The following is a 24133-nucleotide window of genomic DNA, read 5'->3' as shown; positions in this document are numbered from 1 at the left end:
TTTCGCGCGCGCGGCTTCGAGAAAGGGTCGCGCCCCTTATGGATCGCGAGGCGCATCGCTCGCGCAGGCGCTTATCGCGCGGGATTCATGCGCTGATACGCATCGAGCAGCGACGTCTTGTAGACGACGCCCGCGAGCTTCGGCTCGCGCGTGCTCTCGATCACGGGCAGCCGCTCGCCCTGGAACGACATGAAGTGCTGCAAGCCCACGGCGAGCGGCATGTCGGGCGTGAGCACGTCGAAGGTCGGCTTTAGATAGTCGCGGGCCTGTTTTGTCGACGTATCGCGTTTTTGCAGCAGATCCGAAGTGATGTCGGCGAGCGCGACGGCGCCAAGAAAGCGGCCGGTCGCATCGGTGACGTAGAGATACTTCACCGGGTATTCGAGGAACACGCGCGTCATGTCCTGCACGGTGGCGTCCTCGTGAACGACCGTGTCGGCGGGACGGATCAGCTCGCGCATCTGCGTCATGCGCAGGCGCAGGCGTTCGGCTTCCTCGCGATTGCGATGCAGCGTGATTTCGTACATCGATGCCTTGCCGGTCGCGCGCGCCACGAAATACGCCACCACGCACGAGAGCATGAGCGGCAGCACGACCTGATAACTCAGCGTCATCTCGAAGATCATCAGAATGGCCATGAGCGGCGCTTGCGTCGCGCCCGCGAGAAACGCGCCCATGCCGACCATCGCATAGGCGAACGGCGCCGAGGTGCCATGCGGCCACAGCGCGTGCATGCCCTGGCCGAACAGGCAGCCGAGCACCGCACCCATGAATAGCGTGGGCGTGAATACGCCGCCCACGGCGCCCGAGCCGACCGTCGCGGCCGTGGCCACGAGCTTGAACACGAGCACGGTGGCGAGCGCCGTCCACGTCCAGGGCGAATGGAGGATGGAGTTCACCACGCTGTAGCCGTTGCCCCACACCTCGGGCGTCCATACCGAAAGCACGCCGCACACGAGGCCGCCCGCCGCGAGCTTCACCGGCAACGGCGCTTTGGTGCGCGAGAAGCCGGCTTTCGCGCTATCCATCATCGAAAGGAATTGCGGCGCCAGCACGCCGCAGAGCAGGCCGAGCGCGACGAACAGCAGCACTTCCACGCCCGTCACCGCCGGAAACACCGGCATTTCGTACGGCGGCTTGTAGCCCGCGAATTCGCGCATGGTGATGTTGGCGACCACGGAAGCCACCACGATCGGCCCGAAGCTTTCCATCACGATCGAGCCCAGCACGATTTCGGTGACGAAGAACGCGCCCGCGATCGGTGCGTTATAGGCGGAAGTGATACCGGCCGCCGCGCCGCAGGCGACCAGCAGACGCAGGCGCGCGGGATCGAAGTGAACCCAGCGGCCGATCAGCGAGGCCGCGAGCGCCGCCAGTTGCACCATCGGGCCTTCGCGGCCGATGGAGCCGCCGCTCGCGATCGTGAAAAGTGACGAAATGCTACGCCACAAACTCTTGCCGACCGGCATCACGCCGTCGCCGATCGCCACGGCTTCCACGTAGTCGGTGTGGATCGGCTTGGCGCCGGCGCTGCCCGGCGACTTGCGCCGCGCCATCAGCAGGATGCAACCGGCGACGAAGCCGCCCGCCGTCGGCAGCGCGATGCGCATGGGCCACGGCAAGCGCCGCGCCATTTCGACGAAACTGCCTTCGCTGCCCGTGAAGAGAATCTGCAAATGGGCGATGCCTTCGCGAAACAGCACGGTCGCGAAAGCGCCCGCCACGCCTACGATGACCGACCAGACCAGCATCGTGTGGGCGTCGGAGAGGCGAAAGAGTTCGCGGGCGCGGGTGCGCAGTTTCAGCAGGAATGACAGCACGGCGGGCAGGTCGAATGAAGGGTGAAAGGAAGCCGCGCGTGCAGGGTACGCGAGGCGGGGCGGGAACGCAAAAAAACGCGCCGCGCGTTGAGCGTACGCGCGGCGCGAGCGAAATCACCCGGAGCGGGCCGGGCGCGCGCGTTCAGCGCTTCGCTTTGTCGAGTTCGGGATAGTGCCGGAAGATGCCGGTTTCGTTGAACGGAATGCGCCGTTCCGACTTCAGATACGCCGCGATGTTCGGACGTTTCGCCACGGCATCGCGCACCGCGATGCAATGCGGGTAGTGATCCTCGAAATGCTTCGTCGCTTTGGGAAACGCGTAGCGCAAGCCCTCGACGATCTGGAACAGCGAGAGGTCGACATAGCCGAGGGCGTCGCCGACCAGGTGCTTCGGGCCGTGCGGATTCTGCGCGAGCACGCGCTCGAAATAGCCCATGAACTTGGGGATGCGGTTGTCGATGAAGTCGCTCGCGCGCGCCTTTGCCTCGGCCTTCTGATCTTCGTAATAGAGGCCGCTTGCGATCGGATGATGCGTGTCGTGCGCCTCGGTCACGAGATCGGCGATCGTCAGTTGCAGGCCGTTCGCCACGTAGCGCAAGCCCTCGTCGCGCGGTGCGAGCTTCAGCTTGGGGCCGAGATAGAACAGGATGTTGGCGGTTTGCGGCACGATCAGCTCGCCGTCTTTCAGGAACGGCGGCGCGTAGGGCGGATAGGGCGCCCCGGTGTCGAGCGCGGCCATCAGTGCGTCGGTGCCGAGGCCGTCCCGCTTCGCTCCGCGCGCGACGTCCACATACGGCGCCTGCGCCTCCTCGAGCGCCAGCCGCACGAATTCGCCCCGGCCTTGCAGGCCGTCCCAGTAGTAAAGCTCGTATGCCATCGGTCGTTTCCTTGCGTCGGTTGCCGTGCGCGCCACGGCTTGCGCGGCCGCTGTCCACGCGGCGGTCAGCAGCGTCGAGTATCGCGCGCAACGAGCGGACCTGCGCGGCGCGTGCGCGCCGCCGCGGCATGCAAGGACGCGGGCGCGGCGGCGCGGAATCGACGGAAACCTTCCCGAAAGCCCAGGCGCCGCCCCCCGAGGCAATCCGCGCGGAAACGAACGCCGAAGCGCCGATGCAGCCGCGCACGAAGCCACGCGCCAAGCCACGCACTGAGCCGCACGCGAAGCCGCAGGCAAAACCCGGCGCAAAAGCGCAAAAAGCCCCGCGTCGTGCGGGGCAGGCAAGCGGGGCGGGGCGGCGCGGACGCGCGCTGACTTCGATCATGCGCCGATCACGCGAAGAGACGTTCCACGCCCCAGGTGATCGCCAGGCCGCCGAGCGTGAGCCACAGATAAACGATCAGACCGGCGGAGAGCGCGCGGGGACCGGCCTGGCGAATCTGCGAAACGCGCGTTTCGATGCCGAGCGCCGTCATGGCCATCGTCAGCGCGAAGGTGTCGAGCGTGTTGATCGCATGCGTGGCCGCCGCGGGCAGCACATGCAGCGAGTTGACCACCACGAGCGCGAGAAAACCGAGCGCGAACCAGGGCACCGCAACCTTGCGCACGCCGTGCGCGCCGCCCTTGCCGGCCGCCGCGCCGCGCGCCGTGCGGTTCAGCCAGGTGCCGAGCACGAGCAGCACGGGCACGAGCAGCATCACGCGCGTCATCTTGACGATGGTGGCGATGTGCGTTGCCTCCGGGCTCACGTTGCTCGCCGCGCCCACGACCTGCGCGACTTCGTGAATCGTGCCGCCGAAGAACAGTCCGGCGCCGAGCGTATCCAGGTGGAGCCAGCCCGCGCGATACAGCACCGGGTAGAGGAACATCGAGAGCGTCCCGAACAGCACGACGCTGCCCACCGCCATCGCGCTCTTGTGCGGCCTGGATTGCAGCGTGGATTCGAACGCGAGCACCGCCGCCGCGCCGCAGATCGCGCTGCCGGCCGCCGTGAGCAGCGCCGTGTCGCGATCGAGCTTCATGAGCTTCATGCCGACCCACGTGCCGATCACGAGCGTGCTCACCACGATCACCGCCGATTCCACGAGGCCGGGCACGCCCACCTGCGCGATTTCCTGAAGGCTCACGCGCAGTCCGAAAAAGCCGACGGCGATGCGCAGCAGCTTGCGCGCGGAGAAGTTGACGCCCGCCGCCCAGCTTTCGGGCATGCCGTCGCGCAGCGCGTTGCCGTAAATGGCGCCCGCCACGATGCCGACGATCAGCGGACTCATGCCGAGTTTGGCGATGGCGGGCAGCGCGGCAAGGCTCGTGACCGCCGCCGCGAACAGGGCAACGAACAAGATACCGTTGAGCTGGCCGCGCGTGGACGGCAGCGGATGCGGCGTGGTGTGGGATGGCGATGTGGCGGACATGGCGGCCTCATTGGGCGCCGGCATTCGTGCCGGCGGGAGTTCGGGGTGCGATCGACGTATCGAACGAATGGGCTAATCCTAAATTGAATATATGGATATGAAAAATCGTCATTTACGAAGTAAAATATAACCTCTGCCTATAATTCGCGACGATGACCCCGGAACAACTGATAACCTTCGCTGCCGTCGCCGAACACCGCAACATCAGCCGCGCGGCGCTGGCGCTGCATTTGTCGCAGCCCGCCGTGTCCGGGCAGCTCAAGCTGTTGCAGGAGGAATTCGGCGAGCCGCTGTATTTGCGCGACGGGCGCGGCGTGCGCCTGACGCCCACCGGCGAACAGCTCGCGGGCTATGCGGCGCGGCTGCGCGACACCTGGCGCGACGCGCTCGCGTACCGCGACGCATTGCGCGGGCTCGAGCGCGGCACGCTGCGCATCGGCGCGACCACCACGCCCGCGAGCTACCGGCTGCCGTATCTGGTGGCGCAGTTCCATGGGCGCTATCCCGAGGTCAAGCTGGAAACGTCGAGCGGCAATACGTCGGACGTCGTAGGCATGCTCGGCGCCGTCGACATCGCGCTGATCGAAGGGCCGGTCGGCGAGCGGTTGCCGCCGGATACGGCCGTGCATCCATGGCACGAGGACGAAATCGTCGCCATCGTGCCGCGCGAGCACGCCTTGGCGGCGGGGCTGGAGGAACGGGCGAGCGTGGCGGTCGAAACGCTCGCGCAATGGCCGCTCGTGCTGCGCGAGGACGGCTCGGGCGTGCGCCAGGTCGTGGAACGGGCGTTCGCGCGCGCGGGCGTGCCCATGCGCGTCGCGCTGGAAATCGCGGGCGTGGAGGGCGTGAAGGAAGCGGTGCGCGCGGGCATGGGCATCGGCTTTGTCTCGGCGATGTCGATGCAGCACGAAAACGGCGCGTTGCGGCAGATCCGGCTCGGGCCGCAGACGCTGGCGCGGCGGTTTTCGATTCTCGTGCCGCACGCGGGCGCCGCTTCGCGCGTGGCGCAGCGCTTTCTCGAACTGTGTCTGGCCGAAGTACACGGCAAGTAAGCGGTTCGACCCAGGGCATTCCACAATGGCACGCCTGGGCGGGATCGCGCAGTATCGGTGCTCATGAACGGCGCGCGGGCGCTTTTTTTCGAGCGCGTTTTGGAACCGGTTCCAAAACGAACGGTGCGAAGCGCGGCAACTGGAAGATGGCAATGGCGGAAGTGGCAATCGTGGCGAGCGCGTTCGGCGCGCAGTCGATCCGGCGGGACGGTCACGCGGCGTGGAGCGGGCCGGCGCGGCGCGCGGGCGCGCAGGCGTTCGAGGTGCGGCGCGAACTGATGGACGATGCCGCAGCCGCGCCCGAAGCGCTGTGCGCGCTCGGAACGGCGCTGGCGCGCGAAGGACTGTGGCGCGTCTGGTCCACGCCCGACGCGCTTTACGCCAGCGACGGCGCGCTAAACGAAGCCGCGCTGCGAGCCGCCGTCGCGGCGGGCATCGCGCTTGGCGCGCGCTTCGTCAAGTTGCAGCTAGGCGGTTTTTCGGGCGACGCGCAGGCGGCGCGACTGGTCGAGACACTAGCGTCCAGCGGCGCGCGCACCGGCGACGCGGGCGAAGGCCCGCGCGTCGTCGTCGAAAACAGCCAGCTCGAACAGGGCGGCCGGCTCGCGCAATTCACCGGGCTTTTCAACGCGCTACGCAACGGCGGCGCGGCGGGCGCGATCGGCATGACGTTCGACATCGGCAACTGGCAATGGCCGGGCGAACCGCCGCTGCTCGCGGCCGCCGCGCTCGCGCCGCACGTCGAATACATCCACTGCAAGGCCGTGGCGGGCGAGGGCGCGCGCCGCTTCGCCGCCGCGCCCCGCGACGACGACCGCCTGTGCCGCGCCGCGCTCGCCTTGCTGCCCACGCACGTGCCGCGCGGCATCGAATTCCCGTTCGATCCCGCGCGCCTCGCCGGCGACGCCGCGCACTACGTTCAATGGCTCGGCGCGGCGTGAACTCAACCAGGTTTTTGATGCGGAAGAACGGGAAATTCATGAACGACACCCTCGATGTCATCACCTACGGCGAAGCGATGGCGATGTTCGTCGCCACCGAGCCGGGCGCGCTCGCGAAGGTCGGGCACTTCGCCAAACGCGCGGCGGGCGCCGAGCTGAACGTGGCGACCGGGCTCGCGCGCCTTGGCTTCAAGGTCGGCTGGATGAGCCGCGTGGGCGCGGATTCGTTCGGCCAGTTCGTGCGCGACGTGCTCGCGCAGGAAGGCGTGGACGCGCGCTGCGTGAGCACCGACGCGCGCTACCCGACCGGCTTCCAGCTCAAGTCGAAATGCGACGACGGCAGCGATCCCGCCGTCGAATATTTCCGCGCCGGTTCGGCGGCGAGCAAACTTTCGCTCCACGACTATCGCGCCGACTACGTGCTCGGCGCGCGGCATCTGCATTTGAGCGGCGTGGCGCCGGCCATTTCGGCGTCGTCGCGCGAACTCGCGTTCAAACTCGCGCGCGAGATGCGCGCGGCGGGCCGCACGATCAGCTTCGATCCGAACCTGCGCCCGACGCTTTGGGAAAGCCAGGCCGACATGGTCGCGACGCTCAACGAACTCGCGGCGTTCGCCGACTGGGTGCTGCCCGGCGTGGGCGAAGGGCGCGTGCTCACGGGCAGCGACGACCCCGCCGCCATCGCGCGCTTCTATCTGGCACGCGGCGCGCGCGGCGTGATCGTCAAGCTTGGCGCGCAGGGCGCGTACTACGCCACCGCCGACGGCGAGCAAGGTCACGTGGATGCCGAGCGCGTGGTGCGCGTGGTGGATACGGTGGGCGCCGGCGACGGGTTCGCCGTGGGCGTGGTGAGCGCGCTGCTCGAAGGGCGCCCGCTGACGCAGGCCGTGGCGCGCGGCAACCGCATCGGCGCGCTGGCCGTGCAGGTGATCGGCGATTCCGAAGGCCTGCCGACCCGCGCACAGCTCGACGCAATGGAAGCCGACGCCGCGCTCGCTTCGGCCTGAGCGCGCCCGCGCGGGGCGCCTTCGGCGGCGGCCTCGCCGGCTGCGCCGTCCGGGCAGGCGCCGCCGCAAAGCGCCGCCGGAAAATGCCGACGGAAAATGCCGACGGAAAATGTCGACGGAAATGCCGACGGAAATGCCGACGGAAATGCCGACAAACAGGAGACATCGATGACTTCAACCTCGCTTGCGCCGCGCCGCTGGTGGGCGATCATGCCCATCGTGTTCATCACGTACAGCCTCGCGTATCTCGATCGCGCGAACTACGGTTTCGCATCGGCCGCGGGCATCAATCGCGATCTGGGCATCAGCCCCGGCTTGTCCTCGCTGATCGGCGCGCTGTTCTTCCTCGGCTACTTTTTCTTCCAGTTGCCCGGCGCCGTGTACGCCGAGCGCCGCAGCGTGCGCAAGCTCGTGTTCGTGAGCCTCGTGCTGTGGGGCGGCTGCGCGTCGCTGACGGGCATCGTCACGAACATTCCCTCGCTGATGGCGATCCGCTTCGTGCTGGGCGTGGTCGAGGCGGCCGTGATGCCCGCCATGCTCATCTACATCAGCAACTGGTTCACGAAAACCGAGCGCTCGCGCGCCAACACGTTCCTGATTCTCGGCAATCCGGTCACGGTGCTGTGGATGTCGGTCGTTTCCGGCTATCTCGTGCATGCGTTCGGCTGGCGTCACATGTTCATTGCCGAAGGTGCGCCGGCCATCGTCTGGGCTGTGTGCTGGTGGTTCCTCGTGCGCGACAAGCCGGCCCAGGTGCAATGGCTCGCCGAGGACGAAAAGCGCGCCATCGAATCGGCCATGCGTGCCGAGCAGGCCGCCATCAAGCCAGTGCGCAACTACGCCGAAGCGTTCCGCACGCCGGCCGTGATGCTGCTTTCGGCGCAATATTTTTGCTGGAGCATCGGCGTGTACGGCTTCGTGCTGTGGCTGCCGTCGATCGTGAAGAACGGCTCGGCGCTCGGCATGGTCGAAACCGGCTGGCTGACCGCGCTGCCGTATCTCGCGGCCACGATCGCCATGCTCGCGGCCTCGTGGGCTTCGGACAAGCTCGACAATCGGCGCGCCTTCGTCTGGCCGTTCCTGCTGCTCGGCGCGATCGCGTTCGCGCTCTCGTATGCGCTCGGCGCGACGCACTTCTGGATCTCCTATGCGCTGCTGGTGGTCGCGGGCGCGGCCATGTACGCGCCGTACGGGCCGTTTTTCGCGATCGTGCCGGAACTGCTGCCGAAGAACGTTGCGGGCGGCGCGATGGCGCTCATCAACAGCATGGGGGCGCTCGGCTCGTTCGTCGGCTCGTACGTGGTCGGCTATCTGAACGGCGCGACCGGCTCGCCCGCGGCATCCTATGCGTTTATGAGCGCGGCGCTCGTCGTTTCGGTGGGGCTCACGCTCGCGGTCAAGCCGGCGCGCGAGGCGCGCCGCGGCTATGTCACGCCGGTTCACGGAAAATAGCCGGAAAATAGCCGGAAAATAGCGGGAAACAAGCGGAAAATAACGTCCTCGAACCTACCCAGGCACGCCGATCCATGAAGCAGAAAATCGTTATCTACAAGTCCGTTCCCGACGATGTCGCCGCGTACCTGCGCGAACACGCCGAAGTCGTCGAAGTCGACGGCGCGAACACCGAAGCATTCGCCGCCGCGCTCAAGGACGCCGACGGCGCCATCGGCGCGAGTGTGAAAATCGCGCCCGCCATGCTCGACGGCACGCGCGTGAAGGCGCTTTCGACGATCTCGGTCGGCTTCGACCAGTTCGACGTGCCCGATCTCACGAAGCGCGGCATCGTGCTCGCGCACACGCCCGACGTGCTCACGGAATCGACGGCCGACACCGTGTTCGCGCTGATTCTCGCGAGCGCGCGCCGCGTGGTCGAACTGGCCGACTGGGTGAAGGCCGGGCAGTGGAAGGGCAGCGTGGGGGAGGCGCAATACGGCGTGGACGTGCAGGGCAAGACGCTCGGCATCGTCGGGCTCGGGCGCATCGGCGGCGCGGTCGCGAGGCGCGCCGCGCTCGGCTTCAACATGAAGGTGCTGTACACGAACCGCAGCCCGAACGCCGCCGCCGAACGCGATTACGGCGCGCGCCGCGTCGAGCTCGACGACCTGCTCGCGGCCTCCGATTTCGTGTGCCTGCAAGTGCCGCTCACGGACGCGACGCGCCACATGATCGGCGCGGCGCAGTTCGCGAAGATGAAAAAGAGCGCGATCCTCATCAACGCCTCGCGCGGCGCGACCGTCGACGAGGCGGCGCTGATCGCCGCGCTCGAAGCGAGCACGATACGGGGCGCGGGCCTCGACGTGTTCGCGCACGAACCGCTCGATCCCGCCTCGCCGCTGCTGCGCATGCCGAACGTGGTGGCGCTGCCGCACATCGGCTCGGCCACGCACGAGACGCGTCACGCGATGGCGCGCTGCGCCGCCGAGAATCTCGTCGCGGCGCTCGCGGGCACGCTTGCGCACAACGTCGTCAATCGCGAGGTACTCGCGCAATGAGCGACGCGCGGACTCCGGGCAAGGACGATGCTTCAAACGCCGATGCGTCGGGCGCCGATGCGTCGAACGCTGATACGCCAAGCGCCGATACGTCGAACGCCGATACGTCGAACGCCGATACGTCAAACGCCGATACGTCAAACGCCGATACGTCAAACGCCGAAGCCTCAAACGCCGAAGCCTCAAACGCCGAAGCCTCAAACGCCGAAGCCTCAAACAGCGGCCCGCCGCGCCGCGCGACGATCAGCGACGTCGCGCGCGAGGCGGGCACGGGCAAGACCAGCATTTCGCGCTACCTGAACGGCGAATTCGGCGTGCTGTCGCCCGATCTGCGCGCGCGCATCGAGACGGCCATCGAGCGCCTCGACTATCGGCCCAACCAGATGGCGCGCGGCCTCAAGCGCGGCCGCAACCGGCTGCTCGGGCTGCTGCTCGCCGATCTCGCGAATCCGTATTCGGTGGAAGTGCTGCAAGGCGTGGAAGCCGCGTGTCACGCGCTCGGCTACATGCCGCTCATCTGCCACGCGGCCAACGAGATCGAGATGGAGCGCCGCTATCTGCAACTGCTCACGACTTATCGCGTGGAAGGCGTGATCGTCAACGCGCTGGGCGTGCGCGAGTCGATGCTCAAGCCGGTGGGCAGCGGCGGCATTCCGGCCGTGCTGATCGACCGCACCGTGGACGGCCTCGACGCCGACGTGGTGGGTCTCGACAACGCGGGAGCCGTGCGCATCGGCGCGCAACATCTGCTCACGCGGGGCTACGACGATCTCGTGTTCGTCGTGCAGCCATTCGAGCAGGTCAGTTCGCGGCGCGAGCGCGAGGCCGCGTTTCGCGAGGCGATGCAGGGCACGAAGGGCGCCGCGCGCGGCGCGACCCACGTGCTCGATCTACAGGACGAAGCCGCCGCGCAGGCCGCGCTCGCGGCGCTGGACGACCATATCGCGCGGGCCGCCGAACGCGGCGCGCGCTGCGCGCTCTTTGCCGCGAATGCGCCAGTGGCGCTGCGGCTGGCGCTGCATCTGAAGACGGCGCTGGGCGAGCCGTGGCGGCAACGCGTCGCGCTGATCGCCATCGACGATCCCGACTGGGCGGAGCTGGCCGGCATCACGACGATCCGCCAGCCGACGCGCGAGATCGGTTATCGCGCCGTGGAGTTCCTGCACGAGCGCATCGAAGGCGCGGCGCCGGCGGCGCGCGCGGCGGCGTTCGGCGGCGAACTGGTGGTACGGGCCTCGACGTCGGGGTGAAGGCGCGCGGCGTTGCGCGACCGTCCGGCGTCGACATGGCCGAATGCAAAGGCGGCGAGCGAGGCGACGGCCTGTGTCCTGTGTGCGGCGCGTGTCGTGTAGCGCTTGTCGTGTAGCGCGATCCGGACCGCGCGCCGCGCCCCGCAAGATCGCGGCGCGATTCGGGCTGCGCGCCGCCCCCGATATCTGAGATGATTCGGGCTGCGGCGCGCGCCCACGCGTGCCGATCGTCACAAGGAAGCCCATGTCCGTCGCCCCGATCACGCTCGTCTGCCTCTCGCTCGCGACGCTGTTCGTCGCCCTGTTGCCCGTTTCGCTCTATCGCCGCTTGCGCAAACCGTTCGCGTTCGACTGGCGCGACACGGTTGCGGGCATCGCCGTGTTCGCGCTGTTCGCCACGGTGATCGAGCGCGCGCTCAACGACTACGTGCTGCACGAAAACGCGGCGCTCGCGCAGGCGCTCTCGAATCCGCTGGCGTTCGTGGCTTACGGCGCGCTCGCGGCGGGCATCTGCGAGGAAGTCGGGCGCTACGTCGCGATGCGCATCATCGCAAAGCGCGGCTCGCGCACGCCGAACGCGCCCGCCGACAGCAGCGGTCTCGCCTACGGCATCGGCCACGGCGGCGCGGAAGCGTGGTTCGTCGGCGTGCTCGTGCAGTTGCAGTGGATCGTGTTCGCGGTGCTCGCCAATCGCGGCCAGCTCGACGAACATCTCTCGAATCTCACGATGGATTCCGTGCTGCGCGTGCATTTGGTTCTCGCGAGCCTTTCGCCGCTGTTCGCGGGCGTGTTCGCGCTCGAGCGCATTGCGGCGTTCGTATTCCAGATCGGCTTGTCGGTGCTGATGTGGCGCGGGCTGCGCGCGGGCGTCAAAAGCATTCTGCCGATTGCGATCGCGGCGCACGCGGTCGTCGACCTGCCCGCGGCGATGTATCAGGCGCGCCTCGCGCCGCTCGCCGCCGTGGACGCCGTGTATGCGGTGGCGGCCGTGGCGGTTGCCGTCGCGCTGTACAGAACGTGCCGCGAGCGGCGCGCCGCGCGCGCGGCATGAGCCGCGACGTGCGCGTTTTCCCGTGTTTCAAGCCTCGTTTCGAGCGATATTCGAGCGATATTAAAACGACGTTCGAGCGACATCCGAGCGACGTTCAAGCGACATCCGAGCGATATTCAAGCGACGTTCAAACGACGTTCAAGTGACGTTCAAGTGACGTTCAAGTGACGTTCAAGTGACGTTCAAGTGACGTTCGGGCGCTCATCACTCTTTTTACTGGCGGCCATGGAAGCCTATCTGTTTGAATGCGCGAGCCCGGAATTCACCGAGCTTGCCCGCGTGATCGCCGACGTTTTTCCCGAGCAGACGCGTTTTGCCGAAGAACCGGACGAAGCCGGCGTGCCGCAACTCGTCGTGCATTGGGTGGCGATGCGCTTTGGCGCGAAAGCGCGCCGCATGGTGCTGACGGTGGCGATCGCGCCCGCCGCGCTCGCACGCTATCGCGCGTTGCCGGCGCGCTTGCGCGGCCGCAGTTTCGCGGTGCTGCGCGCCTACGTGGAAGCGACGATCGAATCGCTCGAGGAGCGTTATGCGAAGGACGAAGAGGTCGAGCGCGAAGTGACGATCTCGCTCGACGAAGAGTTCGCGTAAGTGGCTTTGCGGCTTATCGACGCAGCGTGCCGATTTGGTGCGATTCAGTCCGCGCGCCGGTACACCTTCGCGAAGCGCTCGGCCTTGACGACGCCGTAATCGCCGGGCGCGTACTGCATCACCCAGTCGCCGGCGGCGCCCGTCAGACGGTCGCCGCCCGCCGAACGCAAGAGCGTGAACGGCTCGTCCATGCGTTTCGCGAGCACGACGACGGGCAGGTTCCGATATGCACCGGATTCGCCGTGCGCCAGTGCGGCCTGCGCGGGCCGGTACTTCGCGTCGAAGCGTTCGCGCGACACGACCCAGCGCTCGCCCGTCGCGCCGGTCACGACGGCGTCGCCGCTCGCGTAGCGGTTCGGGCCTTCGAGGCTCATCAATTCGCCCGCTTGCGCCGCGAACTCGACGCTCACGGTTTCGTCCTTGACGACGCGTTGCGCGGCGGCGTCGTGGCGCAAGTCGAGTTGGGTCAGTTCAATCATGGCGGTGGCGGTATGAAAAGTCGTTGCGAAAAATCGCGCTGCAAATGAAACGACGGCCGGGCAAATCGTGCCCGGCCGTCGCGCGGTCCGCAAGCGTACCGTGAATCCCGCCGCTTCGCCACTTGCCCCGCTTGCCCCACTTGCCGCGCTCGCACCGTACCTGGTCGGCGCCAGCGAGCGGGGAAGGGCCGCGGCCTCAGCCGCGCATTACTGCGCAGCGGGCGTGCTGGCCGGCGCGGCCTCGCTCGCCGCGGCGCCCGCCGACGGCTTGCCGTGGCCCTTGTGCTTCGGATGCGCCGGCTTCTTGCCGTTCGGGCCGTGACCGCGGCCGTCATGGCGGAAGGTTTGATCGGCCAGCTTCTTTTGCTCGGGCGAGAGGCTCGTGTAGAGCGGCTCGAATGCGGTAACGAGCTTCTGCATGTCCTCGGCGTGGGTTTGCGAGATTTGCGCGTACTGCTTCATGTCGTCGAGCGCGTTGCGGGTGCTTTCGCCTTCCGCGCGCTGACGATAGAGGTCGCCCATCGTCTGGCCGTTGCTGCGCATGACGTCGGCGAACGCCTTCCATTGCGGTTCCTGCTCCGGCGTGATCTTGAGCTGCGTATGCAGCCAGGTGATGCGCTCCTCGACGCGCTGCTGATGCTGGGCGACGCGCGCGTCCGCGCTCGAAGCCGCGGCGGCCGGAGCCGCCGACGAAGCCGCGGCCGGCGTGCCGGACTGCGCGAACGCACCGCTCATCGACAAGGCGGCGGCAAGGACGACGAAAGCTTTCTTCATTGTGACTCCTGGATTCATTTCGTAGCGAGGCGGTATTAGTACCACGTTATCGCGTCGGCGCGTCCTGGCTGCGACACTTGCTTACAAACGAAACGCGTGGAAACGCCTCGCGCATAAGCGCGGCATGGCCTCGCCCGAAGCGGTGTGCCGATACCCCCCGATGACCGCGCGGGCGCGCGATAATGACGCAACCGCCTGACGCAACCGCCATCCCTGCCAACCGATACAAGACGCCGCCGATGAGACCACCGCGCCTCGATCAACTCGACGATCTCGACCGCAGCCTGGTCGCGCTGTTGCAGGAAAACGCGCGCGAAAGCGTGGCGAATCTCGCGCGCGTGCTGGGCGTGGCGCGCACCACGGTGCTCGCGCGCATCGCGCGGCTCGAACGCACGCAGGTGATCGCCGGGTACGGCGTGCGGCTCGGCCAGGACGTGCTGGATGCGAGCCTGCAAGCGTGGGTCGGCCTCATCATCGCGCCGCGCCACGGCCCCGACGTGCAGAAGCGCCTGGGCAAGATGCCCGAGGTGCAGCTTCTCTGCGCGGTGAGCGGCGAATACGATTACGTCGCGTGGCTGCGCGCCGATTCCCCCGACCGGCTCAACGATCTGCTCGACATCATCGGCGGCATGCCCGGCGTGGAGCGCACGACCACGTCGATCGTGCTGGCGCGCAAGGTCGATCGCGGCTCGGTGACGGGTTGAAGGACTGGGTTGAACGGGGTTGACTGGCGTTGGGCACGGCCGGCTGGACGCCCGGTTGGACGGCCATCGCCTTGCCGCGCTGCTTCCGCTGCTTCCGGTGTTTCCATGGCAGGTTTCGTCGTTTCGTCGAAAAGTCTCGTCGAAATGACGAAAACCGGCGTCGAAGCGCATCGTTTTGTGCCTATGATCTGTTTTTGCCTCTCCCTAGACTGTATTCGTGCGGGCCGCACCCGTTCCGAACCACAGAAAAATCAACAGGAGAGATGCCCATGAAAGTCGCGATCGCTGGCGCCGGTCTTATCGGCCACACCATTGCTCACATGCTGCGCGAAACCGGCGACTACGACGTGGCCGCGTTCGACCGCGACGCGAAAGCGCTCGAACCGCTCGCGGCGCAAGGCATTCCCACCGCGCGCGTGGATTCGGGCGACGCCGCCGCATTGCGCGGCGCGCTCGACGGTTATGACGTGCTCGTCAACGCGCTGCCGTATTACCTTGCCGTGAACGTGGCCGCGGCGGCGAAAGGCGCGGGCGTCCATTACTTCGATCTCACCGAGGACGTGCGCGCGACCCACGCGATTCGCGCGCTCGCCGACGGCGCCGCGCACGCGTTCATGCCGCAATGCGGTCTCGCGCCGGGCTTCATCGGCATTGCGGCGCATGCGCTCGCCAGCCGCTTCAGCGAAATCCGCGATGTGAAGATGCGCGTGGGTGCGCTGCCGCAGTTTCCGACCAATGCGCTCAAATACAACCTCACCTGGAGCGTGGACGGTCTCATCAACGAATATTGCCAGCCGTGCGAAGCGATCCGCGACGGCCGTACGCAATGGGTGCTGCCGCTCGAAGGCCTGGAGCATTTTTCGCTCGACGGCGTGGAGTACGAGGCGTTCAACACGTCGGGCGGCCTGGGCACGCTGTGCGAAACGCTTGGCGGGCGCGTGGAATTGCTCGATTACAAGTCGGTGCGTTATCCGGGCCATCGCGCGCTGATGCAGTTCCTGCTCGAAGATTTACGCCTTGCCGGCGACCGCGACACGCTCAAGTCGATCCTGCGCCGCTCCGTGCCCGCGACCGAACAGGACGTCGTGCTCATCTTCATGACCGTCACCGGCATGCGCGCGGGCGAACTCGTGCAGGAAGTGTTCACGCGCAAGATTTTCGCGAAAACGGTGTGCGGCGTGCCGATGAGCGCGATTCAGATCACCACGGCCGGTTCGATGTGCGCCGTGCTCGACCTGTTCCGCGAAAAGCAGTTGCCGCAAGCGGGTTTCGTGCGGCAGGAGCAGGTGCCGCTGAAGCGGTTTCTCGCGAACCGCTTCGGGCAGGTCTACGAGGGCGCCACGCTCGACCATCTGGCGAACGAACTGGCCTAACCTTCGACACGCTAGCCGGGCGCCGTGGCCGCCACGATGCGACGCAGCAATGCGTCGTAATCGGCGGGGCCGGGCGCGGTGTTGTCGAACAGCAGCAGGCCGTCGAGCGCATCGCCGGACGGCATGAAGCGCCGCGGCCGGTAGTCGTCCCAATGCGCGAGCTTCCAGGCGTCGGCGGGGTGGCCGCGCGCGACGATGCGCGCGCGCGCCGTTTCCTCCGCCGTATGCACCCACACCACGGCAAGCCCGACTGCCACATCCACGCCCAGCCACGCCCGATCGAACAAACGCCGCTCGCGCACCTCGCGCGACAGCGGCCCGACCGCCAGCACGCTCGCGCCGAGTTGCAGATTTTCGCGCGCGGTATCCACGAGGCCGAGATATTCGGGATCGCGCAGATGTTCGAGAAAGAGCGGGCTGTCGCGGTCGTTCGGGTCGAGGCCGAGCGCGCGCAACGCCGCCGGGCTCGTGCGGCCGTAGAGCGTGTCCTTGTCGAGCAGGCAGAACGGTTCGCCCGTGGCGCGCGCGAGCGGCGCGTAGAGGCGTTTGGCGAGCGAGGTCTTGCCGCTGCCCGCGTGGCCGCAAAAAAAGACGAGTCGTGTCATGGAATCCGCTGGATCGGGCGTACCGCGCCCGCGTCGCAGTGTGGGTCGAAAGCGCGCTGGCGCGCATTCCTTGCAGCATATAACACCGATGATGAGCGCTGCGCCCGCGCGGTTATCATGAGCGCAAAACAGCAAAAAACGAGGGGACTGCGCCTATGCCACCGCGCGTGTTGATCGTATGCCTCGCCACAGCGGTTGCGCTGCTGGCCGGCGGCTGCGCCGAGGAAGCGGCGCGGCCCGCGCCGTTCAAGCCCGTGCCCGCCGCGCGCCTGCTCGAGCCCGAACTCACGCGGCCCGGCGAAGGGCGCGTCGCCGTGGACGTGCGCCGCGAGCGCACCCGCAACGTCATCGTCAAGTTTCGCGACGCGCCCTTGTATCTCGACGGCGAGCGCGTGACCGACCTCATGGACGGCGAGCACGTCACGTTCTACCTGACGCCGGGCGTGCATCGCATCGGCGTTTCCACGCAATTCGACCCGGTCGTGGAGTTGCGCTTCGCCGTCGATCCGCGCTACACCAATCGCGCGAGCGTCACATTCGACAAGGATCATCGCATCGGCATCCGGCGCGTCGCGCAATAAGCATTGTCTTGCCCCGAACGCGCATCCTGCGTACGCAGGCAGGCATGCGCGGTGCTTGGGCGCGTGCAGCGGGTGCGTCCTAGCGGCGCTTGCTATCGGCGCGTACAGCGGGCGCGTACAGCGGGCGCGTACAGCGGGCGCGTACAGCGGGCGCGTGCCGGTCGACGAACGGCCGAACCGCGCCTGGCCGGCGCCTTCCGAGGCTCGCGGACGCTTGCGGGCGCGTGTGAACGCCGATGGCCATTTCCCGGCGTGCAAGGGTCTTGCAAGCCGCCGGCTGGCCGGACGCCTTACACTTGCCAACCGGTTCAACACGAAGCGGGGCGGGCGCGGCCCGCCGCCGCGAGACAACGACATGCTCATCAACTGCGTCGCGTACCAGGGCGGCACCAAGCTCGCCGATATTTCGATCGAGGCCATCAGCGACTATCTGGCGAAGCCGGAATGCTTCGTCTGGGTTGCGCTCAAGGACCCGGACGCCGGCGAAATGGCCGCGATGAAGGAAGAGTTCGACCTGCACGCGCTCGCCATCGAAGACGTGATGAACGGCAACCAACGGCCGAAAATCGAGGAATACGGCAGCACGCTCTTTTGCGTGATCCACACGATCGAGCTGGACGACGACGGCGAAGTCATCACCGGCCAGGTCAACATCTTTGCCGGCCCCAATTTCGTGCTATCGGTGCGGCATCGCGCGCAGCAAGGCTTGAAAGACGTGCGCGCGCGCTGCGAGCGCGAACCGGAACTCCTGCGCGAAGGCTCGGGTTTCGTGCTCTATGCGCTCATGGACAGCATCGTCGACCGCTATGCGCCCGTGCTCGAAAAGCTCTCGACCGAGATCGAGGAACTCGAGGACCGCATCTTCGAAAAGCACGATCTCGCGGGTTCGCGCGCGATCATCCAGGACCTGTACTCGCTCAAGCGCCGCCTCGTGATCGTCGCGCATCACGTCACGCCGCTCGTGGACGCCGTGGGCAAGCTCGTGGGCGGCCGCATTCCGCAGATCTGCGTCGGCATGCAGGCGTATTACCGCGACGTCTACGACCATCTCACGCGCGTCTCGAACATGGTCGACGCGCGCCGCGAAATGATCGTCACGGCCATTTCGGTCAACCTCGGCATGATCTCGCTCGCCGAGAACGAGGTGACCAAGCGGCTCGGCTCGTTCGCCGCGCTGTTCGCCGTGCCGACGATGATTGCGGGTATCTACGGGATGAACTTCGAGCACATTCCCGAGCTACATTACAAATACGGCTATGAGACCTGTCTCGGCGCGATGGCCGTGATCGACGTGTTCCTGTATTTCCTGTTTCGACGTATCGGCTGGCTCTGACGCTTCGCCGGCACGTTCGCGTTGGGCCGGGTGCGCCGCGTGGCAAGGCGCTCCGGCCGCCGCGCGCTGCTGCATCGCCGCATGGGCGGGCGCGGCGCCGGCATTGACATCGCGAAGCGCCAGCGCCGAGAATGGGCCCGCAGCAAACGTTTGCGCATAACCACAAGAACCGGCCCAGCGTCCGGTTGGGCCTGGCCATTCGGACCGTTCGGAGACAACACCGATGAACTCCCGCATTCGCCGCCGCATTCTCCTCGCCGCCTGCGCGCTCGCCGCCACGGCCGTGACCGGCACCTTGCCGCTCGCCGCCCACGCGCAGGCCGCCAGGAAACCGAAGGTCGCGCTCGTCATGAAGTCGCTTGCCAACGAGTTCTTCCTCACCATGGAGAACGGCGCAAAGGACTATCAGAAGCACAACGCCGCGCAGTTCGACCTCATTACCAACGGCATCAAGAACGAAACCGACACGGCCGCGCAAATCCAGATCGTCGAGCAGATGATCGTTTCGAAGGTCGACGCCATCGTGCTCGCGCCCGCCGATTCGAAAGCGCTCGTGCCCGTGGTCAAGAAAGCGGTGGACGCGGGCATCATCGTCGTCAACATCGACAACCGGCTCGACCCCGACGTGCTCAAGTCGAAAGACCTGAATGTGCCGTTCGTCGGGCCGGACAACAAGAAGGGCGCGCGGCTCGTCGGCGACTACCTCGCGAAGAAGCTGAAGGCGGGCGATCAGGTCGGCATCGTCGAAGGCGTCTCGACGACCACCAACGCGCAGCAGCGCACCGCGGGCTTCAAGGACGCCATGCAGGCGATCAACGCGAAGATCGTCTCGACGCAATCGGGCGAGTGGGAAATCGACAAGGGCAACGCCGTCGCCGCGGCCATGCTCAACGAGTACCCGGACCTCAAGGCGCTCCTGTGCGGCAACGACAACATGGCGATCGGCGCGGTTTCGGCTGTGCGCGCGGCCGGCAAGCAGGGCAAGGTGTACGTGGTCGGCTACGACAACATCGACGCGATCAAGCCGATGCTCAAGGACGGCCGCGTGCTCGCCACCGCCGACCAGTACGCGGCCAGGCAGGCCGTATTCGGCATCGACACGGCGCTCAAGGCGATCAAGGAGCACAAGAAGCAGTCGGAGCTTTCCGGCATCGTCGAAACTCCCGTGGTGCTGGTCACGAAGTAACCCGGCCCGGCGCGCGGCGATATTTGGGCGTGCAACTAAACAAACGCTCAAGAATTGCGCCGCGCGGCCGTTATGAGTAGCGGGAAGGCCGTATGGGCGCCCGCCAGCACCGCAACAAGCGCTTTCCGGCATACCGCGCCGGAAAGCGCAGCGGCCTCTCGTGCGCAACCGGCGCCGCCGGCCGGAAGCGGTCTGAAAACGCGGCCTGAGAACGCGGCAAGCGGACGATGCCCGCAAACGATGCCAGCGGAAAGGCAAGCGAACGAGGCCAGCGCGGCGCGGACCGGCGGTAAGCGCGCGACGGCTCGCGCCCGCTTTGCGACGATTTGCGCCGAAGCGCACGGATCGGGCGCGGACGGCGCGGCTCGCGACTACAGGATCGTGATGGATGCAATTGCCCCCGACGTAGCCTCGCCTGCGCCCGCCGTGCTTACGGTGTCGGGCGTGGGCAAGACCTACGAGCAGCCGGTGCTCGCCGACGTCAGCCTTGCGCTGCACGCGGGCGAAGTGCTCGCGCTTACGGGCGAGAACGGCGCGGGCAAGAGCACGCTTTCGCGCATCGTCGCCGGTCTGACGACGCCGAGCGCGGGCAGCATGACGCTGCTCGGGCGCGCCTACGCGCCCGCGAGCCGCCGCGAGGCCGAGGCGCTGGGCGTGCGCATGGTGATGCAGGAACTCAACCTTCTGCCGACCTTGACCGTCGCCGAGAATCTGTTCCTCGACCGTTTGCCGCAAGCCGGTTTGCTGGGCAGCCGGCTGCGGGTTGGCTGGATCGACCGCTCGCGGCTGCGCGCCGAAGCACGCGCGGCGATGGCGCAGGTGGGGCTGGAGGCGATCGACCCGGACACGCTCGTCGGCGAACTCGGCATCGGCCATCAGCAGCTCGTGGAGATCGCGCGCAATCTGATCGGCGGGATGCATGGCGGAATGCACGGCGGAATGCACGACCGGATGCACATCGAAGCGGCCGCATCGGCAGCCAATTCAGCGAATGCGGCGAGTGCGGCGAATGCGGCAGCGACGCCGGGTTCGGCCGAAATGCGCGTGCTGATCCTCGACGAACCCACGGCCATGCTCACGGGCCGCGAGGTGGAACTGCTGTTCGAGCAGATCGCGCGGCTCAAGGCGCGCGGCGTGGCGATCGTCTATATCTCGCATCGCCTCGAAGAACTGGAGCGCATCGCGCAGCGCGTGGCGGTGCTGCGCGACGGCAAGCTCGTGCGCGTGGACGCCATGGCCAAGCTCACGCCGGAGCGCATCGTCGCGTTGATGGTCGGGCGCGAGCTTGGCGAGCGCATCGATCTCGGCCAGCGGCGTATCGGCGAAACCTTGCTGAAGGTCGACGGGCTCACGCGCGGCAAGGTCGTGCGCGACGTGTCGTTCGAGGTGCGCGCGGGCGAGATTTTCGGCGTTTCCGGGCTGATCGGCGCGGGCAGAACCGAGCTGATGCGGCTCATCTACGGCGCCGACGAGAAGGACGGCGGTCAGGTGGCGCTCGCGCCGCGGCCGGGTGCGGCGCCCGAAGTCGTGCGGATCGCCTCGCCCGCCGACGCCGTGAAGCTCGGCATCGCCCTCATCACGGAGGACCGCAAGGGCGAAGGCCTGCTGCTGCCGCAACCGGTGGCCGCGAACGTGACGCTCGGCAACGTGAGCGCCGTGTCGCGCTACGGCGCGGTGGACGCGGCGCGCGAAAACACGCTCGCGCGCACGCAGATCGACGCGCTGCGCATCCGCACGGCGGGGCCGGCGCAGCCGGTCGGCGAACTGTCGGGCGGCAACCAGCAGAAAGTGGTGATCGGCCGCTGGCTCGCGCGCGACATTGGCCAGCCGCTGCGCGTGGTGCTGTTCGACGAGCCGACGCGCGGCATCGACGTGGGCGCGAAGTTCGACATCTACGCGCTGATGGGAGCGCTCGCCCGCGAAGGCCGCGCGCTCGTGGTGGTGTCGAGCGATCTGCGCGAGCTGATGCTGATCTGCGACCGGATCGGCGTGATGTCGGCGGGAAAGATGACGGCGGTGTTCGCGCGCGACGCGTGGACCCAGGACAAGCTGCTCGCGGCGGCGTTCGCGGGCCTGCGCGCCGAGGACGCGCTGCTCGGCGAGGTGGCCGGCGGCAGCGCGCCGGCGCAAGCGCGGCGCGACGGCCGCGACGATCCAGAAGGGAGCGCTTCATGACGAACGAACCGTTGCGCGGACAACCGGACGACGGCGGTGAGCGAGCGGGCTCGCCCACGGCCGGCGCCGTCGCCGCGCCTGCGAGCGGCAAACCCGTCGGCACCCGTTTCGGGCTGTCGAACTATCTGGGTTTGGCGCTTGCGCTCGTGGCGATGATCGTGCTGTTCTCGCTGCTCAGTTCGCACTTCCTCACGTACGATACCTTCAGCACCATCGCGAACCAGATTCCGGATCTCGTGGTGATGTCGGTGGGCATGACGTTCGTGCTGATCATCGCGGGCATTGATCTTTCGGTGGGCTCGGTGCTCGCGCTGGGGGCGTCCGTCGTGAGCGTGGCGGCGCTGAAGTGGGGCTGGGGCGCGCTGCCCGCGGCGCTGGCGGGCGTGCTGGCCGCGGCGGCCACGGGCACGCTCACGGGCGCGGTCACGGTGGGCTGGCGCATTCCGTCGTTCATCGTCTCGCTAGGCGTGCTCGAAGCGGCGCGCGGCGTGGCATACCAGATGACGAATTCGCGCACGGCGTATATCGGCGATGCGTTCGACTTTCTCTCGAACCCCATCGCGTTCGGCATTTCGCCGGCGTTCCTCATCGCGGTGGCCGTCATGGTGATCGCGCAGCTCACGCTCACGCGCACGGTGTTCGGACGCTACCTGATCGGCATCGGCACCAACGAGGAAGCGGTGCGGCTCGCGGGCGTGAATCCGCGGCCGTACAAGGTGATCGTGTTCGCGCTGATGGGCGCGCTTTCGGGGCTCGCGGCGCTGTTCCAGATCTCGCGGCTCGAAGCCGCCGATCCGAACGCCGGCGTCGGGCTCGAACTCCAGGTGATCGCGGCCGTGGTGATCGGCGGCACGAGCCTGATGGGCGGGCGCGGCTCGGTCATCAGCACGTTCTTCGGGGTGCTGATCATTTCGGTGCTGGCCGCCGGGCTCGCGCAGATCGGCGCGAACGAGCCGACCAAGCGCATCATCACGGGGGCCGTGATCGTGGTGGCGGTGGTGCTGGACACGTATCGCAGCCGGCGCAGGACGCGCCGGACCTGACGAGCGGGTGCAAGCGGCAAAGAGCGGGAAAGAGCGGAAACAAGCGGCAATAAGCCGGCACAAGCAGGCACAAGCGGCAACAGGCTGGAAACACGCGGAAACAAGCAAACAAGCAAACAAGCCGAAACAGGCGAATGAGGGCGCGGCTCGGTACAGGAGCCGTCGAGAGCAATCACCGGCGAAGCGGCGTCTGACTATTCCAGCCACGGACGCGCGAAGACCGGCAGCAACACGCTGGAACCAAGGACTGGGACCAAGGCAGGGAATATCGAATATGGCGACGATCAAGGATGTGGCCGCGGTGGCGGGGGTGTCTTTCACGACGGTGTCGCATGTGGTGAACAACTCGCGTCCGGTATCGGCAGACGTGCGGGCAAAGGTCGAGCGCGCGATTCGCGAGCTGAACTACGTGCCGTCGGCGGTGGCGCGCTCGCTCAAGGCGCGCTCGACCGCGACCGTGGGGTTGCTCGTGCCGAACGGCACCAACCCGTATTTCGCCGAGCTGGCGCGCGGCGTCGAGGACGGCTGCGCGCGCAAGGGCTACTGCGTGTTCTTCTGCAACTCGGACGACGATCCGGTCAAGCAGCGCAACTATCTGCGCGTGCTTCAGGAAAAGCGCATCGACGGGCTCATCGTGGCATCGGCGGGCGAGGACGCCGTGCTGGCCGCGACGCTCGCCGACGCGCGCGAGCCGATCGTCGTCGTCGACCGCAACATCGAAGGTCTCGACGCCGATCTCGTGCAGATCGACCACGAGCGCGGCGCGTGGCTCGCCACCCGCCATCTGCTCGAACTCGGCCACGTGCGCATCGGCTGCATCACGGGCACGGTGTCGGCGGCGGTGAGCGCGATGCGCATGCACGGCTTCCTGCGCGCGATGTCCGAGCGCGGCATCAAGATTCCGCACGGCGCGATCGTCGAAAGCGACTTTTCGGGCGCGGGCGGCTATCGCGCGGCCGCGCAACTGTTCGACACGCTCAAGCCGACAGCGATTTTCGCGGGCAACGACATGATGGCGATCGGCGCGTTGCGCGCGGCGGCGGAGCGCGGCTTGCGCGTACCGAGCGACTGCTCGATCATCGGCTTCGACGACATCGAGATCGGCAACTTCACGTGGCCCGCGCTTTCGACCGTGGGTCAGCCGGCGCGCGCGCTCGGCGAAATGGCGGCGCTCACGCTGATCGAGCGCATCGCGAGCGTGCGCGGCGAAACGCCGAAGGTGCGCCGCCGCGTGATGCCGCCGACGCTTTATCCGCGCGAATCGACCGCGCCGTGGACCGGAGAGGAGAACCACGCGCCGCTCGCCGCGTAAATTTTCCGGGCGCGT

The 24133-nt window shown here is 67.5% G+C and carries 22 protein-coding genes; 16 read left to right on the top strand and 6 right to left on the bottom strand.

The window, feature by feature from the left end; all coding sequences use genetic code 11:
- Positions 1-71: 71 nt before the first annotated feature.
- The 3 genes from U5805_RS25465 to U5805_RS25455 all read right to left on the bottom strand — a co-directional run bounded on the left by U5805_RS25465 (position 72) and on the right by U5805_RS25455 (position 4169).
- On the bottom strand, positions 72-1820 hold the full coding sequence (locus U5805_RS25465) for a ClcB-like voltage-gated chloride channel protein (protein ID WP_322106282.1): 1749 nt from the start codon (positions 1818-1820) through the stop codon (positions 72-74).
- 142 nt (positions 1821-1962) lie between these two features.
- Entirely contained in the window at positions 1963-2697 is a 735-nt protein-coding gene (locus tag U5805_RS25460) for a glutathione S-transferase (protein WP_322106281.1), read from the bottom strand.
- A 392-nt stretch (positions 2698-3089) separates the two neighbouring features.
- Positions 3090-4169, bottom strand: a complete 1080-nt coding sequence (locus U5805_RS25455) for a YeiH family protein (RefSeq protein ID WP_322106280.1) — start codon at positions 4167-4169, stop codon at positions 3090-3092.
- 152 nt (positions 4170-4321) lie between these two features.
- Here U5805_RS25455 and U5805_RS25450 point away from each other — a divergent pair, with 152 nt between their 5' ends.
- From U5805_RS25450 to U5805_RS25415, 8 genes are all read left to right on the top strand, one after another.
- Entirely contained in the window at positions 4322-5221 is a 900-nt protein-coding gene (locus U5805_RS25450; RefSeq protein WP_322106279.1) for a LysR family transcriptional regulator, read from the top strand.
- 152 nt (positions 5222-5373) lie between these two features.
- Positions 5374-6162 carry a TIM barrel protein gene (locus U5805_RS25445; protein WP_322106278.1) on the top strand — a complete coding sequence of 263 codons (789 nt, stop codon included), beginning with the start codon at positions 5374-5376 and terminating at the stop codon, positions 6160-6162.
- Positions 6163-6200: 38 nt separating this feature from the next.
- Positions 6201-7169 (top strand): sugar kinase, encoded by a 969-nt coding sequence (locus tag U5805_RS25440; RefSeq protein WP_322106277.1) that lies wholly within the window; start codon positions 6201-6203, stop codon positions 7167-7169.
- A gap of 168 nt (positions 7170-7337) precedes the next feature.
- A complete protein-coding gene (locus tag U5805_RS25435) occupies positions 7338-8621 on the top strand; it encodes an MFS transporter (RefSeq protein WP_322106276.1) in 1284 nt (427 codons plus the stop codon).
- A gap of 74 nt (positions 8622-8695) precedes the next feature.
- Positions 8696-9661 carry an NAD(P)-dependent oxidoreductase gene (locus U5805_RS25430; protein WP_322106275.1) on the top strand — a complete coding sequence of 322 codons (966 nt, stop codon included), beginning with the start codon at positions 8696-8698 and terminating at the stop codon, positions 9659-9661.
- The gene (locus U5805_RS25425; protein ID WP_322106274.1) at positions 9658-10911 is read left to right on the top strand and encodes a substrate-binding domain-containing protein; all 1254 of its coding nucleotides are present in this window, start codon (positions 9658-9660) and stop codon (positions 10909-10911) included. Before U5805_RS25430 ends, U5805_RS25425 begins: the two co-directional genes overlap by 4 nt.
- A gap of 244 nt (positions 10912-11155) precedes the next feature.
- Positions 11156-11962, top strand: a complete 807-nt coding sequence (locus U5805_RS25420; RefSeq protein WP_322106273.1) for a YhfC family intramembrane metalloprotease — start codon at positions 11156-11158, stop codon at positions 11960-11962.
- Positions 11963-12187: 225 nt separating this feature from the next.
- Positions 12188-12553 (top strand): DUF3022 domain-containing protein, encoded by a 366-nt coding sequence (locus U5805_RS25415; protein ID WP_322106272.1) that lies wholly within the window; start codon positions 12188-12190, stop codon positions 12551-12553.
- Between the two features lie 44 nt (positions 12554-12597).
- On the opposite strand, the gene U5805_RS25410 is transcribed toward U5805_RS25415, so the two are convergent.
- Together U5805_RS25410 and U5805_RS25405 are read right to left on the bottom strand one after the other, a co-directional pair.
- Complete coding sequence (locus U5805_RS25410; RefSeq protein WP_322106271.1) at positions 12598-13032, bottom strand: PGDYG domain-containing protein; 435 nt, start codon at positions 13030-13032, stop codon at positions 12598-12600.
- A gap of 207 nt (positions 13033-13239) precedes the next feature.
- Complete coding sequence (locus tag U5805_RS25405) at positions 13240-13806, bottom strand: Spy/CpxP family protein refolding chaperone (RefSeq protein ID WP_322106270.1); 567 nt, start codon at positions 13804-13806, stop codon at positions 13240-13242.
- Between the two features lie 239 nt (positions 13807-14045).
- On the opposite strand from U5805_RS25405, the gene U5805_RS25400 reads away from it, so the two are divergent.
- Both U5805_RS25400 and U5805_RS25395 read left to right on the top strand, forming a co-directional pair.
- Positions 14046-14510, top strand: coding sequence for an Lrp/AsnC family transcriptional regulator (locus U5805_RS25400; protein ID WP_322106269.1), 465 nt, complete (start codon positions 14046-14048; stop codon positions 14508-14510).
- Positions 14511-14779: 269 nt separating this feature from the next.
- Positions 14780-15883 (top strand): saccharopine dehydrogenase family protein, encoded by a 1104-nt coding sequence (locus U5805_RS25395; RefSeq protein ID WP_322106268.1) that lies wholly within the window; start codon positions 14780-14782, stop codon positions 15881-15883.
- Between the two features lie 11 nt (positions 15884-15894).
- Here U5805_RS25395 and U5805_RS25390 read toward each other — a convergent pair whose 3' ends face one another.
- Positions 15895-16488, bottom strand: coding sequence for an ATP-binding protein (locus tag U5805_RS25390; RefSeq protein WP_322106267.1), 594 nt, complete (start codon positions 16486-16488; stop codon positions 15895-15897).
- Between the two features lie 155 nt (positions 16489-16643).
- Here U5805_RS25390 and U5805_RS25385 point away from each other — a divergent pair, with 155 nt between their 5' ends.
- The 6 genes from U5805_RS25385 to U5805_RS25360 all read left to right on the top strand — a co-directional run bounded on the left by U5805_RS25385 (position 16644) and on the right by U5805_RS25360 (position 24118).
- Positions 16644-17069 carry a hypothetical protein gene (locus U5805_RS25385; protein ID WP_322106266.1) on the top strand — a complete coding sequence of 142 codons (426 nt, stop codon included), beginning with the start codon at positions 16644-16646 and terminating at the stop codon, positions 17067-17069.
- A gap of 355 nt (positions 17070-17424) precedes the next feature.
- Complete coding sequence (corA, locus tag U5805_RS25380) at positions 17425-18402, top strand: magnesium/cobalt transporter CorA (RefSeq protein WP_322106265.1); 978 nt, start codon at positions 17425-17427, stop codon at positions 18400-18402.
- A 223-nt stretch (positions 18403-18625) separates the two neighbouring features.
- Complete coding sequence (locus U5805_RS25375; protein WP_322106264.1) at positions 18626-19588, top strand: sugar ABC transporter substrate-binding protein; 963 nt, start codon at positions 18626-18628, stop codon at positions 19586-19588.
- A 384-nt stretch (positions 19589-19972) separates the two neighbouring features.
- Positions 19973-21763, top strand: a complete 1791-nt coding sequence (locus tag U5805_RS25370; protein WP_322106263.1) for a sugar ABC transporter ATP-binding protein — start codon at positions 19973-19975, stop codon at positions 21761-21763.
- Positions 21760-22806, top strand: coding sequence for an ABC transporter permease (locus U5805_RS25365; RefSeq protein WP_322106262.1), 1047 nt, complete (start codon positions 21760-21762; stop codon positions 22804-22806). The genes U5805_RS25370 and U5805_RS25365 overlap by 4 nt, the downstream gene beginning before the upstream one ends.
- Positions 22807-23080: 274 nt before the next feature.
- A complete protein-coding gene (locus U5805_RS25360) occupies positions 23081-24118 on the top strand; it encodes a LacI family DNA-binding transcriptional regulator (RefSeq protein ID WP_322106261.1) in 1038 nt (345 codons plus the stop codon).
- Positions 24119-24133: the final 15 nt, after the last annotated feature.

This window comes from Paraburkholderia sp. J41, assembly GCF_905220235.1.
Lineage (GTDB): Bacteria > Pseudomonadota > Gammaproteobacteria > Burkholderiales > Burkholderiaceae > Paraburkholderia.
Note: the sequence above shows the minus strand (reverse complement) of the source record. Positions and strands in the feature narration are given on the sequence as shown.